Source organism: Ruegeria meonggei, from assembly GCF_900172215.1.
GTDB classification, from domain to species: domain Bacteria; phylum Pseudomonadota; class Alphaproteobacteria; order Rhodobacterales; family Rhodobacteraceae; genus Ruegeria; species Ruegeria meonggei.
In genome coordinates this window covers 263,652-277,105 of sequence record NZ_FWFP01000003.1, presented here as the reverse complement: position 1 = coordinate 277,105, position 13,454 = coordinate 263,652, and the positions used below count along the sequence as shown (strand labels likewise).

The following is a 13,454-nucleotide window of genomic DNA, read 5'->3' as shown; positions in this document are numbered from 1 at the left end:
ATCGAACCTCACACACGGCCCATCGCGAAACCACGCGCGATGTAGTTACGGACAAACCAGATGACGATGGCGCCGGGGATGATGGTCAAAGTGCCGGCAGCAGCCAGCAGGCCAAGCTCGTACCCCGCGCTGGAGGCCGTGCGTGTCATCACGGCCGCGATGGGTTTGGCCTCGACCGCTGTTAGCGTTTTGGCCAGCAGCATCTCCACCCATGAGAACATGAAACAGAAGAACGCCGCCACGCCCACACCCGCTTTGATGTTGGGCAGGAAGATCGTCACGAAAAACCGGGGGAAGGAATAGCCGTCTACGTAAGCCGTTTCATCCAGCTCTTTCGGGATGCCGCGCATGAAACCTTCCAATATCCACACCGCCAGCGGCACGTTGAACAGCGTGTGTGCTAAGGCTACGGCCAGATAGGTGTCGAACAGACCGATGGAGGAGTAGAGCTGAAAGAACGGCAGCGCGAATACGGCAGCCGGGGCCATCCGGTTGGTCAGCAGCCAGAAGAACAGCTGCTTGTCACCCAGGAACCGATACCGAGAGAACGCATAGGCCGCAGGCAAGGCAACACAGACCGAAAGCACCGTGTTCAGCGTCACGTAGGTGATCGAGTTGATGTAGCCCCAATACCACGTTGGGTCGGTGAAGATCGTGGTGTAATTCTCCAGCGTAAAGGTTTGGGGAAAAAGGGAAAAGCCCGACAGGATTTCATTCGTGGTCTTGAAGGACATCGCCACCAGCCAATAGATCGGCAGCATCAGGAACGCGATGTAAAGTATCGGGATGATGGAACGCTTTTTCATTCTGCGTCATCCTTTGTCATCAGAGTGTAGAAGAGCCACGACACAAGCAGCGTGATGGCGAAATAGATCAGGCTCATCGCTGCCGCAGGGCCAAGGTCGAACTGTCCCAACGCGATCTTCACAAGGTCAATCGATAGCAAGGTGGTCGAGTTGCCGGGGCCACCGCCGGTCAGAACAAACGGCTCAGTGTAGATGTTGAAACTGTCCATGAACCGCAGCAGGATGGCGATGGTCAGAACCGTCTTCATCTTGGGCAATTGGATATACCGGAACACCGACCACGGGCTGGCGCCGTCAATCTTGGCGGCCTGGTAATAGGCGTCGGGGATCGAAACCAGGCCCGCATAGCACAGCAGCACCACCAGTGAGGTCCAGTGCCAGACATCCATCACAATGACTGTAATCCATGCCGACAGAGGCTGTTGGGTCATGTCATAGTTGATGCCCAGGACGTCGTTCAGGAAATATCCCAGCAGGCCGATTTTAGGCAGGGTAAAGATGTTCCACATCGAGCCCACCACGTTCCACGGGATCAGCATCGGTAGGGCCATCAGAACCAGACAGACTGGCACCCAAAAGCCTTTGCGCGGCATGGACAGGGCGACGATGATGCCCAAGGGCACCTCGATGATCAGGATCATGAAGGTAAACAGGAACTGTCGCCCCAAAGCGGCCTGAAAGCGATCGGATCTCAGGATTTGCTCGAACCAGCCCAGCCCCTCCCAGAAGAACTGATTGTTGCCAAAGGTTTCCTGCACCGAGTAATTGACCACCGTCATCATCGGCACCAGCGCGTTGAACGCAACCAGCGCCAGAACCGGCAGGACAAAGAACCAGGCTCTTTGATTTTCCGTTCTCATCTACCGCGCTCCTTGGTTGCGATCCAGCCGTCGCGGTACACGCGCGATTGTTCAGGTTTGAATTGCAGGAAAACATGTGATCCCGGGTTGGGTGCGTTGTGTTCGGCGACAGCCTTGAGGGCGGTATTGCCGACCATAGCGCTGACCACATAGTGGCGACCAATATCGGCGACCTTGGTCACTTGCGCAGGGATACCGGATTCTCCAAAGCTCACATATTCCGGACGAATGCCCAGATCGGTGCGACCGCCGTCGCCATGGGTTGGTCCTTCAAGTGCCACTTCGTGGCCTTCAAAGATGGCGCGGTCGCCCTTTACCTCGCAGGGCAGGACATTCATGCCGGGCGAGCCGATGAAATGGCCGACAAATGTGTGCTGAGGGCGCTCGAACAGCTCAACCGGCGTGCCGATCTGAACCACTTCGCCGTCCTGCATCACCACAACCTCATCCGCAAAGGTCAGCGCCTCGGTCTGGTCGTGGGTCACGTAGATCATCGTCGCTTTGACGCGCTGGTGCAGCTCTTTCAGCTTTGATCGCAGCTTCCATTTCAGATGCGGGTCGATCACAGTCAGCGGTTCGTCAAACATCACCGCGTTGACATCGTCACGGACCAAACCACGACCCATCGAGATTTTCTGTTTGTTATCCGGGCTCAGACCCGACGCGCGGGTGCTCAGCATGTCAGAGACGTCCAGCATCTCGGCAATCTCATCCACGCGGCGTTTTATCGTTGCCGCATCGACGCCCCGGTTCTTTAGCGGAAAGGCCAGATTTTCACCCACGGTCATGGTGTCGTAGATCACCGGAAACTGAAACACCTGCGCAATGTTGCGCTGATCCGGGGGCAGGGAGGTCACGTCGCGATCATCGAACAAAATCTGCCCCTCGGACGGGGTCAGCAGGCCCGAGATGATATTCAGCAGCGTGGATTTCCCGCAACCCGACGGCCCCAGCAGCGCATAGGCCCCGCCATCGCGCCAGGTGACGTCGATTTCTTTCAGCGCATAATCCTCGGGCCCTTTGGGCGATGGCATATAGCTGTGGCGAAGGTTTGAAAGCTTGATCTGCGCCATGTCAGGCCACCCTTTGGCCGTCTTGGCCGAAATACCGGCAATGGGCCGGGTTCATGTAAAATACGTGATCTTCTCCTACCCGATAGGGATGTACGCCGGTCGCCAGTGAGACCCAGGCATCCTCGCCATGCTGGAAATGTGCGCTGGAATCCGAGCCCGAAAGCTCAGTCACTATGACCCGACCGGTCAATTCTACATCCGCGTCCGTGGTCCGGAGCGGCGTCACACGATGAGGGCGGACCGCTACAGTGTATTCACCATCTGCGATATCGGTAACCGTCCATTTTCCGCCGCCTGCCAGATGCGCCTGTGTGCCTGACACGGTTATGTGGCCGACATTGATGGGCGGGTCTGAAAACACCCGTGCGGCGGCGATGTTTTCCGGGTTGCGATAGATGTCTGCGGTTGGGCCGAACTGGGTCACGCGACCATCTTCCATCAGGGCGGTTTGACCGCCCAGCAGCAGTGCCTCCTCGGGCTCCGACGTCGCATAGACCACCACTGCACCGCGACCTGCGAACAGATCGGGCAGTTGTTCACGCAGTTCTTCGCGCAGTTTGTAATCCAGGTTGGCCAGCGGTTCGTCCAGAAACACCGCGCGGCTTTCCTTGGCAATTGCTCGGGCCAGCGCCGTACGTTGCTGTTGTCCGCCCGACAGCTCATGTGGGCGGCGGTGCAGCATCGGGCGCAGTTGCAGCAGGTCGGCGGCCTCTTCGACGCGGCCTTCGACTTCGGATTGCGCCATGCCCGCCACGCGCAGCGGCGAGGCGATGTTGTCGAAGACGGTCATATGCGGGTAGTTCACAAAGAACTGGTGCACCAGGCTGATTTTGCGCTTTTGCGTGTTCAGCCGCGTGACGTCCTGCCCGTCCATCAGCACCTTGCCCAAGGCAATCGGATCCAGCCCGGCCATCATCTTGATAAGAGAGGTCTTGCCTGATCCTGTGGCGCCCAGCAGCACATTGAAATGGCCGGTCTGCAGCGTCAGATTAGTGGGTTTGATATGGATGACGTTGCCGACCCTTTTGGTCGCGTCCTGTAATTCGATCATGTCGGTGGATTCCGGTCTTTCAGTGCAACGCACTGGTCTTGGGGTGGGGATGCCTGAAGCGGCACCCCCGGGGTTTCAAAGGCTTACTGAGACTGCCAGCGCTGAACCAGTTCGTCATAGTTGACGGTCTGGCCCTGCGGCTTTTCGTTGTCCAGCTTGGCCTTGGGCGAGCCCGCCTTTTCCAGCCAGAAGGCGGGATCCTGCGGTTCGTTCAGGCGCGGGCCGCAGCCACCGTAGACACCGGCGCTTTCATCCGCGGCCTGCATACGGGCCATGGTGATGTCCATCTCTTCGGCCAGACGGTCCATCGCCTCTTGCGGGGTGAAGGCGCCCGAGTTCACGTCACCGATCTGCTGCCACCAGATCTGGGCCAGCTTCGGATAGTCCGGCACGTTGATACCGGTTGGCGACCATGCCACACGGTCGGGTGAGCGGTAGAACTCGACCAGACCACCCAGCTTGGGAGCGCGTTCCGTGAACGACTCGTGGTTGACCGAGCTGTCGCGGATGAAGGTCAGCCCCACATGGGATTTCTTCACATCGACAGTCTTGGACGTCACGAACTGAGCGTAGAGCCACGCCGCCTGAGCACGATCCGCAGGGGTCGACTTCAGGAAGGTCCAGGATCCCACGTCCTGATAGCCAACTTTCTGGCCATCTTCCCAATAGGGGCCATGCGGACTGGGCGCCATGCGCCACAGAGGCGTGCCTTCGTCATCCACAGTGTTATTGCCTTCGGACTTCGGCTTGACCATGTCGGCGGTAAAGGCGGTGTACCAGAAGATCTGCTGGGCCACGTTGCCCTGGCTAAGCGCCGGCAGCGACTGGTAGAAGTCATAAGACGCCGCACCCGGAGGTGCATAGTTCCGCAGCCACTCATCCCACTTGCGGATCGCATAGACCGCGGCCGGACCGTTGGCCGCACCACCGCGCGATACGGACGCGCCGACAGGATTACAGGTGCCCGCTTCCATGCGGATGCCCCATTCGTCGACCGGGATACCGTTTGGCTCACCCACATCTCCGGCTCCAGCCATCGACAGCCAGGCATCGGTCATACGCCAGCCAAGGTCAGGCGCACGTTTGCCGTAATCCATGTGTCCATAGATCGTGGTGCCGTCGACTTCTTTCACGTCGTTGGTGAAGAAATCGGCGATGTCTTCGTAAGCTGACCAGTTGACCGGAACACCCAGATCATAGCCGTACTTCTCTTTGAATGCGGCTTTGTTGGCCTCATCATCGAACCAGTCCTTGCGGAACCAGTAGAGGTTGGCGAACTGCTGGTCGGGCAGCTGATACAGCTTGCCGTCCGGACCGGTGGTGAACTGAATGCCCATGAAGTCATCCAGATCCAGCGTTGGCGAGGTCGTGCCCGCCCAGTCGCCGCCCATCATGTCGGTCAGCGGATAGGCCAGTTGCAGACGCGAATGCGTACCGATCAGGTCGCTGTCATTGACATAGCCGTCATACAGGTTCCGACCGGTTTGCAGCTGGGTCTGTACGGCCTGGACTACTTCGCCCTCACCAAGAATCTGGTGGTTGACCTTGATGCCCGTGATCTCTTCGAATGCCTTGGTCAGGACCTCGGATTCGTAGGAGTGGGTCGGAATGCCTTCGGACAGAACATTGATTTCCATGCCATTGTAAGGCTGTGCAGCTTCGATGAACCATTGCATTTCCGCCATCTGCTCGTCTTTCGACAGGGTCGATGGCTGGAACTCGTCGTCGATCCAGCGCTGTGCTGCGGCTTCGTCGGCCCAAACGGGACCGTGCCCCGCAATGACGGCAGCCGCCGCCACTGCGGAAAGTAGATGTCTCCGCATCTGTTTCCTCCCAGAATTTATGGTTATCCGGCTTGAACCGGATGGCGATCAGCATCAGCGATTTTTCGCACATGTGTCAAACTAATTTTTTAGTAATTGAGGGGTAATCGCGATAGTGCATTGTTTTTATGGGGTTATGTCTCGAAATTCGACCCCGGCTTGATGACGCCGTAATGTTGCAGCGGATACCCGGCTTCTGTCCTTGCCAAGCTATTGATTCTTTGTAAGCTGTTTGAGAAATCACGCGTTTCGTTCGTGATTTTCCGTGAAGTGGTTTCAGATATTTCTATTGCGCGGCTGAGGATAGGTGATGTCCCAAAGTCTTTTGAAGTACACGCGTGTTCTGGAAATTGTGGGCGATACGATCAAGGTCAGGGTGCCGTTGGACGGCTCTGCTCAGGCAGTCGTTCGGTTCAACGATCTGGCCGTGATCGAAACGGTGGACGGGCACAAGACACTGGCGCAGGCGATCTTCATCGATCGGGATGTGGTGACGCTGCAGGTGTTTTCGGGCACCAAGGGAATCTCGACCGAGGCGACGGCAACCTTCCTTGGCCATCCTATGCAGACCCCGTATTCAGCCAACATTCTGGGGCGTGTGTTTGACGGGGCGGGTGAGGCGATCGACGGTGGGCCGGATCTGTCGGCAGAGCCCCGGATCGATATCGGTGGGCCGACGGTAAACCCTGTAGAGCGTGCAGTGCCGAACAAGATGATCCGCACCGATGTGCCGATGATCGACGTGTTTAACACGCTGGTGGAAAGCCAGAAGATCCCGATCTTTTCGGTCTCGGGCGAACCCTTCAATACCTTCCTCAGCCGCATTGGCATTCAGGCGGACGCCGATGTTGTGGTGTTCGGCGGATTGGGACTGATTTTCGATGACTATTATACGTTCCGTACGTCTTTCGAGGACGCTGGCGTGTTCTCGCGGACGGTGATGTTTGTTAATCAGGCGATGGACCCTTTGGTGGAACGCCTGCTGGTGCCTGACATGGCACTGGCCGTGGCCGAGAAGTTCGCGGTGGAAGAGGGCAAGCGCGTTCTGGTTTTGCTGACAGACATGACGGCCTATGCCGATGCGATGAAAGAGGTCGGCATCAGCCAAGAACGTGTGCCATCGCAGCGGGGTTACATGGGAGACCTCTATTCTCAGCTGGCGCGGCGATACGAGAAGGCTTGTGATTACGCCAAAGGCGGGTCGGTCACTGTGCTGACCGTCACGACGATGCCGGGCAATGACGTGACCCATCCTGTGCCGGACAACACGGGTTATATCACCGAAGGGCAGATCTATTTACACTCGGGCGTGATCGACCCGTTTGGCAGCCTGTCGCGCCTCAAGCAGAACGTGATCGGCAAAACCACTCGCGAAGATCACGGCCAGATCATGAACACGATGATCCGGTTCTATTCTGAAAGCCGCGATGCCGCGCAGAAACAGGCCATGGCCTTTGATCTGTCGGATTATGATCACCAATTGCTGAAATTCGGAGCCCTGTTCCGCGCGCGTTTCATGGATATCAACGTCTCGATCCCGCTGGAGGAGGCGTTGGATCTGGGCTGGAAAACTCTGGCGGAATGTTTCGCGCCCGGACAGTTGTTGATGAAGCAGGCTTTGATCGACAAGTATTTCCCAAAGGATGCCGATGGCACGGTTGCAGCTGAATAAATCGTCGTTGGCCCGTCAGCAGATGCAGTTGAAAAGCTATGAGCGGTTCTTGCCGTCACTGGATCTCAAACGCCAGCAATTGATGGCGGAACGCGCCAAGGCGCGGACGGACGTCATGCGCCTGCAGCAAGAGGTTCGAGATCTGGCGCAGCAGGTCGGGGAAAAGCTGCCGATGCTGGCGCAGCAGGGTGTCGATCTGAACGGGTTGGTGGAGCTGAAGGATTACAAGGTCACCGAAGTCAACGTGGTGGGTGTCAAAATGCCTGCGCTTGACCGGATCGAGGTCGCGGTGCGACCGTATTCCTTGTTGGCAAAACCGCATTGGGTCGATGCGACAGCGCAGTTGTTGCATGACATGATCGAGGCCCGCCTGCGCGTCACAGTGGCCAAAGCACGGGTGAAGATTTTCGACAAAGCTGTGGCCACGATCACCCAGCGCGTCAACCTTTTCGAAAAGGTTCTGATCCCACGGGCCAAGGCCAACATCAAGAAAATCCGCATCTATCTGAGTGATGAGCAGATGCAGGCGGTCGTGCGTTCGAAAATTTCGAAACGTAAGCACGCGCAGGAGGCTGTGTCGTGAGTGTTGCAAGGCTCAGTAAACTGTCGCTGGTTGGACCCGCCGCACGTAAGACCGATACACTTGAGGCCCTGCAGGATCTTGGCTGCATGCACGTTTTGCCGCTTGCCTCTCCGCCTGATGAGCCGGAAAAGATCAACCAACGCGGGGCGCGGGACGCCTATAAGGCATTGCGGTTTCTGACCGATGTGGCGGATCCGCGCCGTCAGATTCAGCGTGATCCCGACTTCGATATGGATCAGTTTGTCCGGGATGTGCTGGATCTGATGCAACGCAGCCGCGAGATGCTGGATCGGCGGGATTTTCTGGCCCATCGGATTGCGCAGGTGCGTCCTTGGGGGGATCTGGATTTCCCGCCCGCCGAGGTTCTGGCGGACAATCGGTTGTGGTTCTACCAACTGCCACTCAAGCATCGGGATGCGTTGGGCGACCTGACACTGCCGTGGGCGATATTGGAGCAGGACCACCGCTTTATCTATGCGGTGTTGATTGGCCCCGATGACCCAGGCGACGACATCCTGCCGGTTCCGCGTACACACACTGGGTCGCTGCCCATTCACGAGCTAGAGGCGCAGTTGGAAGAGGCCGAGATCGCGATTGAAACCCTTGAGGCCGAGCGGGTGGCACAGACGCGCTATCTGACCCTGATGCGGCGCAACCTGTCGGCGGCGGAAAGTGCTGCGGAACTGGCCCATGCGACCCAGAAAGTGCGCGATGAAAACGCCATGTTCGCGTTGCAGGGCTGGGTGCCCGAGGATCGTATTGATGCGGTGCTGGACATGGCCAAATCCAAGAACGGCGCCGTTTTGATCGAAAGACCCGGCCCCGAAGACATCCCACCCACATTGCTGGAACAACCAGACAAGCGCGCCGCTGCGGTAGATCTGGCGCTGTTCTATCAGGTGCCTGGCTACAAGGACTGGGATCCCAGCATCATCGTCGCCGCCTCATTCGCGATTTTCTTTGCGATGATCGTCGCTGATGCAGGGTATGGGGCGGTCATCTTTGTGGGGCTTTTGTTGTTCTGGAAACGGTTGGCAGGAACGGCCAAAGAACGATCTTGGCGGCGTTTCGGGTTGATCGTCTCGGGCGCAACGATCCTGTATGGCGTTCTGGTTGGCAGTTATTTCGGTGTGATACCGCCCCAGGGGTCGGTTTGGGCCAAACTCAAACTTCTCGACCTCAACAACTTCGGCGCAATGATGATGATTTCGATTGTTGTCGGCGTCTTGCATCTGGTTCTGGCCAATGCACTGGCCGCGCGGGCCGCATGGGGGCAACGCAAGGCGCTTGCCAATCTGGGCTGGATCGCAGTTCTGGTCGGTGGGTTCGTCATGTGGCTTGCCTATATGAAAGGGGCCTCGCTGGTCTCGGGCGGCGCACTGGCGGGGACGGGCGTTCTGGCAATCGTGCTGTTTTCCAGCGAGCGGGTCATCAAAACACCGACCGACTGGCTGTGGCGATTCCTGGAAGGTCTGCAGAGCTTGGCCGGGGCGATGGGCGCGTTCGGAGATGTCCTGAGTTACATGCGCCTGTTTGCGCTGGGGCTGGCCTCGGCCTCGCTGGCGATCACCTTCAATGATCTGGCAATGTCAGTGATGCAAGCGCTCAAGGGACCGGGCATCCTGTTTGGCTTGCTGATCCTGATCATCGGCCATGTCCTTAATTTCGCGTTGGCGATGATGAGCGGCGTCGTCCACGGATTACGCCTCAACTACATCGAATTCTTTAAATGGGGTCTGCCGGATGAAGGCATTGTATTTCGTCCGTTCGCCCGCAAGGAGGTTCAGGAATGAATGAGCTTGTTCTTACATTGGGTTGGCTGGGTATCTATGCCCCCATGGCATTGGGCGCAGCGGCAAGCGCTATTGGGTGCTCTATCGCCGGAATGGCCAGTATCGGAGCTATGACTGAAACGGATGGCGGATATGGCCGTTTCGTTGGGGTTTCGGCCTTTCCCTCAACAATGGTGATTTACGGCATCGTCATCATGTTCACCTTGAACCGCGATGTGACCCCCGAAAATGCGGGCGGTTTGTTTGGGATCGGCATTCTGTCGGGCATCGCGCTGATGTATTGCGGCATATGGCAGGGTAGGGCCTGCGCAGCGGCCATCAACGCGACCAAAGAGAAACCCGAAATCTTCGGACTGGCGTTGGCCCCGGCTGCGATCATCGAAGGGTTCGGCGTCTTTGCCTTTGTCTTCGCTCTGGTCATCAGCGCGGGGATCAGTTGATGGCACAGGATGATAAGATCTCGCACGGGGTCGACGCCCTGATCGACAAACTGCGCAATGAAGGTGTCGCGGCCGGGCAGGCCGACGCGGAAAAGCTGCGTGGCGAAGCCAAGGCAGAGGCGGCGAAAATCCTGGCCGAAGCAAGGCGCGAGGCAGAGGCCTTTCAGAAAAAGGCCCGGGTCGAATCCGAAAATTACCGCGCCGCAGGGGAAGAGGCGCTGAATACCGCCATGCGCGATGCGGTACTAACCATGAAAGCCGGGCTGACGGATCGGTTTCGCGAAGATGTCGAGCGTCTGGTCACCAAGGAAATGTCCGACCCGGAACTGCTGAAACAGATGATCCTCGAAGTCGTCGGCCGCGCTGCCGAAAGGGCCAATCTGGACGGCAAGGTGCAAGTGATCCTTCCCGCCAAAGTCGCCACGCAAGAAGATATCAAGCAGAACGCCGATGACATTCAATCCGGCAAGCTGACGAAATACGTCTTAGGGCTGACCGCCAAAATGCTGCGGGAGCAGGTCGAGCTGCACGCCGCGGACAGTGCGCAGGACGGAATTCAGGTGCGGGCCGAGGATCAGGGCGTGGTGCTGGATTTGACGGACAAAGCGGTAGCCTCGTTGCTGATGGAGCATCTGCAGCCGCGCTTTCGTGCGGTGTTAGAAGGGGTGATCCGTTAACATGTCGAACCCCGACGCCTATATCGCCTTGATCAGCAGCCTGCCGGGTTCAGAACGTTTGTTTGTCGCAAAACAGCCGCCCCTGTCACGGCTCAGGTTGGATCGTCGCCTCAGTGCATTGACACCAAAAGACGCGCGCGTGCTGAAGGTGTTGGAACATGCGCTGAACTGGAGCGATTATGACATGGGCGTCACCGACGCGCAGGCCATCGCGCGTTGCAAAGACGCGGTTCGCGAAATCCCTCAACCAACCTTGCGCGCGTTGTTCACCGCGCGGATGGATCTGCGCACGGCCGTTGCGGCCTTGCGTTTGCGCAAACAGGGCGGCAGGCCCTCAACTGAGACCTTCGGCCTGGGCCGATGGAGCCGCCACATCCCTGCCAACTGGGCAGACCCTGGGTTTGGGTTGGAAACAGTGATGCCCTGGCTCAAAGAAGCCAAACAACTGCTGGACGCAGATGACCCGCTGGGTTTGGAGCGGCTGCTTTTGTCGGTCAGCCACAAGCAGCTAAAGCGCCATGCCGCCCGCCATTTGTTCGATTTTGAGGCCGTGGCGATCTATGTGCTGATCTGGAACATTTTCGACCGCTGGGCGCAAAGCAATGCGCAGGATGCGGCCAAACGATTTGAAAAGATGGCGCATCAGGCGATGGCCGGCGCCGTGGAAATCGATTTTGAGGGAGCAAGAACATGACGGCCCCAACCTCAGCCAAACAAACCGCCACCGCCCGCGTTATCGCGGTGCAGGAAGGGCTGGTGCAGATTCAGGCCAACCCGGATGCTGCGGGCCATCCCGGTCAGTTGGTCAAGAATGAGGTGGTGTTTATCCTACCCACACGTTCCGGTCGGGACGGGCGTCAGGAACGGTTGAAGGCCGAAGTTCTGCGCGTGCGCGGCGACACGGCGGATGTACAGGTTTATGAAAGCACTGATGGCGTGGCAGTGGGCGATCCGGTCGAACAATCGGGGCAGCTGTTGTCGGTCGAACTGGGCCCGGGCCTGTTGGGGCAGGTGTTTGACGGTTTGCAATCGCCACTGCCCAAGGTGGCCGCTGAATTCGGGACGTTCCTGCCTCGCGGGGCGGATGTGGCACCATTGGATACGCAGGCCAAATGGTCGTTCACGCCTTCGGTCAAGGTTGGCGACACGGTCACAGCAGGCGACAGTATCGGAACCGTGCCCGAAGGGCATTTTAGCCACAAGATCATGCTGCCCTTTAACTGGGTTGGCGACTACAAGGTTGTCTGGGTCCAAAAGGGCGCCGCCACGATCCACGACATTGTCGCGCGTCTTGAGGATGCGCAGGGGGGCGAGCATACACTGACCTTGTCGCAGAAATGGCCGGTGAGACGCCCTTTGCCGGAAAGCATCCTGAAACGCGCCCTGTCCGAGCGGCTGTACCCGACCGAGCCGATCCTGACCTCTCAGCGCCTGATTGATACGTTTTTCCCAATTGCGCGCGGGGGGACGGCCTGTATTCCGGGGCCTTTTGGGGCGGGTAAGACGGTTTTGCAGAACCTGATCGCACGGAACGCCAAGGTCGATATCGTGATCGTAGTGGCCTGCGGTGAACGCGCGGGCGAGGTGGTCGAGACCATTGCTGAATTCCCTAAGATGACCGACCCGACCACCGGCGGCAGCCTGATGGATCGGACGATCATCATCTGCAACACTTCCTCGATGCCCGTTGCCGCGCGTGAGGCGTCGATCTTCACCGGCATCACGCTGGGCGAGTATTACCGCCAGATGGGTTATGACGTGTTGCTAATCGCTGACAGCACCAGCCGTTGGGCGCAGGCGATGCGCGAAACCTCGGGCAAGCTCGAGGAGATTCCGGGCGAAGAAGGGTTCCCGGCTTATCTGGAAAGCTCGATCAAGGGCCTGTACGAGCGTGCCGGGGCGTTGAAAACCAATGACGGTGATCTGGGCAGCCTGACCCTGATCGGCACCGTGTCACCGGCGGGCGGCAACTTTGACGAACCGGTCACTCAGTCGACATTGTCGACGGTCAAGTGTTTCCTCGGCCTGTCGTCGGAACGCGCCTACAAACGGTTCTATCCGGCTGTTGATCCGATGCTCAGCTGGTCACGCTATCTGGATCAGCTGTCCGATTGGTATGACAAGAACGCCGAGGTTGGATGGACGGATAAGGTGCGCGATCTGTTGGCGTTGATCGAAAAGGGCGAACAAGTCGACCAGATGATGCAGGTGACCGGTGAAGAAGGTGTCACGATCGAAGATTTCGTCACCCAACAAAAAGGCCTGTTCGTGGATATGGTCTATCTGCAGCAGGATGCCTTTGACAAAGTGGACGCAACCGTACCGTTAGAACGTCAGAAGATGACCTTTAAACTGGTCTACGATGTCACGCAGTCAACGGCTGAATTTGCGGACAAGGCCGAGGTGCGGCACGTGTTCACCCAGCTCACCGGGTTGATAAAGAACTTCCACTACGCAGCAGAAAACACGCCGGAATTCAAATCCATCTGGGAACAGGTGCAGGGCCTGTGCCACGAAAAGTTCGGATTGTGATGCAGAAAAAGGTAGCCCGTAGGGGAAAGATGGATTGCCATTTAAATCATATACTTACGATGGCTAACCAAATCCTATTTGCGCCCATCGGCGCCTAAAAGATTTCATGCAAATGGCTAACCTGCCATAGGTAGGGAATAATTT

The 13,454-nt window shown here is 57.9% G+C and carries 12 protein-coding genes; 7 read left to right on the top strand and 5 right to left on the bottom strand.

Going from position 1 to position 13,454, the window contains the following annotated elements:
* Positions 1-8 precede the first annotated feature (8 nt).
* From RUM8411_RS06515 to RUM8411_RS06495, 5 genes are all read right to left on the bottom strand, one after another.
* Positions 9-806: a carbohydrate ABC transporter permease gene (locus RUM8411_RS06515; protein WP_085821870.1), complete on the bottom strand. Its 798-nt coding sequence runs from the start codon at positions 804-806 to the stop codon at positions 9-11.
* On the bottom strand, positions 803-1,666 hold the full coding sequence (locus RUM8411_RS06510; RefSeq protein ID WP_085821869.1) for a carbohydrate ABC transporter permease: 864 nt from the start codon (positions 1,664-1,666) through the stop codon (positions 803-805). The genes RUM8411_RS06515 and RUM8411_RS06510 overlap by 4 nt, the downstream gene beginning before the upstream one ends.
* A complete protein-coding gene (locus tag RUM8411_RS06505) occupies positions 1,663-2,739 on the bottom strand; it encodes an ABC transporter ATP-binding protein (RefSeq protein ID WP_085821868.1) in 1,077 nt (358 codons plus the stop codon). The genes RUM8411_RS06510 and RUM8411_RS06505 overlap by 4 nt, the downstream gene beginning before the upstream one ends.
* 1 nt (position 2,740) lies before the next feature.
* Positions 2,741-3,790 (bottom strand): ABC transporter ATP-binding protein, encoded by a 1,050-nt coding sequence (locus tag RUM8411_RS06500; protein WP_085821867.1) that lies wholly within the window; start codon positions 3,788-3,790, stop codon positions 2,741-2,743.
* A gap of 83 nt (positions 3,791-3,873) precedes the next feature.
* Positions 3,874-5,613, bottom strand: a complete 1,740-nt coding sequence (locus RUM8411_RS06495; protein WP_085821866.1) for an ABC transporter substrate-binding protein — start codon at positions 5,611-5,613, stop codon at positions 3,874-3,876.
* A 310-nt stretch (positions 5,614-5,923) separates the two neighbouring features.
* On the opposite strand from RUM8411_RS06495, the gene RUM8411_RS06490 reads away from it, so the two are divergent.
* From RUM8411_RS06490 to RUM8411_RS06460, 7 genes are read left to right on the top strand one after another with little or no spacing between them, the layout of a single operon-like run.
* Positions 5,924-7,285 carry a V-type ATP synthase subunit B gene (locus RUM8411_RS06490; RefSeq protein ID WP_085821865.1) on the top strand — a complete coding sequence of 454 codons (1,362 nt, stop codon included), beginning with the start codon at positions 5,924-5,926 and terminating at the stop codon, positions 7,283-7,285.
* Positions 7,263-7,868, top strand: coding sequence for a V-type ATP synthase subunit D (locus RUM8411_RS06485; protein WP_085822020.1), 606 nt, complete (start codon positions 7,263-7,265; stop codon positions 7,866-7,868). The genes RUM8411_RS06490 and RUM8411_RS06485 overlap by 23 nt, the downstream gene beginning before the upstream one ends.
* The gene (locus RUM8411_RS06480; protein WP_085821864.1) at positions 7,865-9,661 is read left to right on the top strand and encodes a V-type ATP synthase subunit I; all 1,797 of its coding nucleotides are present in this window, start codon (positions 7,865-7,867) and stop codon (positions 9,659-9,661) included. The genes RUM8411_RS06485 and RUM8411_RS06480 overlap by 4 nt, the downstream gene beginning before the upstream one ends.
* Positions 9,658-10,101: an ATP synthase subunit C gene (locus tag RUM8411_RS06475; RefSeq protein ID WP_085821863.1), complete on the top strand. Its 444-nt coding sequence runs from the start codon at positions 9,658-9,660 to the stop codon at positions 10,099-10,101. The genes RUM8411_RS06480 and RUM8411_RS06475 overlap by 4 nt, the downstream gene beginning before the upstream one ends.
* The gene (locus RUM8411_RS06470) at positions 10,101-10,778 is read left to right on the top strand and encodes a hypothetical protein (RefSeq protein ID WP_085821862.1); all 678 of its coding nucleotides are present in this window, start codon (positions 10,101-10,103) and stop codon (positions 10,776-10,778) included. Before RUM8411_RS06475 ends, RUM8411_RS06470 begins: the two co-directional genes overlap by 1 nt.
* Position 10,779: 1 nt before the next feature.
* A complete protein-coding gene (locus RUM8411_RS06465; protein ID WP_085821861.1) occupies positions 10,780-11,472 on the top strand; it encodes a hypothetical protein in 693 nt (230 codons plus the stop codon).
* Positions 11,469-13,310, top strand: a complete 1,842-nt coding sequence (locus tag RUM8411_RS06460; protein ID WP_085821860.1) for a V-type ATP synthase subunit A — start codon at positions 11,469-11,471, stop codon at positions 13,308-13,310. The genes RUM8411_RS06465 and RUM8411_RS06460 overlap by 4 nt, the downstream gene beginning before the upstream one ends.
* The last annotated feature ends 144 nt before the right edge of the window (positions 13,311-13,454 follow it).

Bases quoted from the DNA above. Each gene is read 5' to 3' on its own strand.
- RUM8411_RS06490 (WP_085821865.1), top strand. From the start codon at position 5,924: ATGTCCCAAAGTCTTTTGAAGTACACGCGTGTTCTGGAAATTGTGGGC.
- RUM8411_RS06510 (WP_085821869.1), bottom strand. From the start codon at position 1,666: ATGAGAACGGAAAATCAAAGAGCCTGGTTCTTTGTCCTGCCGGTTCTG.
- RUM8411_RS06495 (WP_085821866.1), bottom strand. From the start codon at position 5,613: ATGCGGAGACATCTACTTTCCGCAGTGGCGGCGGCTGCCGTCATTGCG.
- RUM8411_RS06485 (WP_085822020.1), top strand. From the start codon at position 7,263: ATGGCACGGTTGCAGCTGAATAAATCGTCGTTGGCCCGTCAGCAGATG.
- RUM8411_RS06515 (WP_085821870.1), bottom strand. From the start codon at position 806: ATGAAAAAGCGTTCCATCATCCCGATACTTTACATCGCGTTCCTGATG.
- RUM8411_RS06505 (WP_085821868.1), bottom strand. From the start codon at position 2,739: ATGGCGCAGATCAAGCTTTCAAACCTTCGCCACAGCTATATGCCATCG.
- RUM8411_RS06500 (WP_085821867.1), bottom strand. From the start codon at position 3,790: ATGATCGAATTACAGGACGCGACCAAAAGGGTCGGCAACGTCATCCAT.
- RUM8411_RS06465 (WP_085821861.1), top strand. From the start codon at position 10,780: ATGTCGAACCCCGACGCCTATATCGCCTTGATCAGCAGCCTGCCGGGT.
- RUM8411_RS06470 (WP_085821862.1), top strand. From the start codon at position 10,101: ATGGCACAGGATGATAAGATCTCGCACGGGGTCGACGCCCTGATCGAC.
- RUM8411_RS06475 (WP_085821863.1), top strand. From the start codon at position 9,658: ATGAATGAGCTTGTTCTTACATTGGGTTGGCTGGGTATCTATGCCCCC.
- RUM8411_RS06460 (WP_085821860.1), top strand. From the start codon at position 11,469: ATGACGGCCCCAACCTCAGCCAAACAAACCGCCACCGCCCGCGTTATC.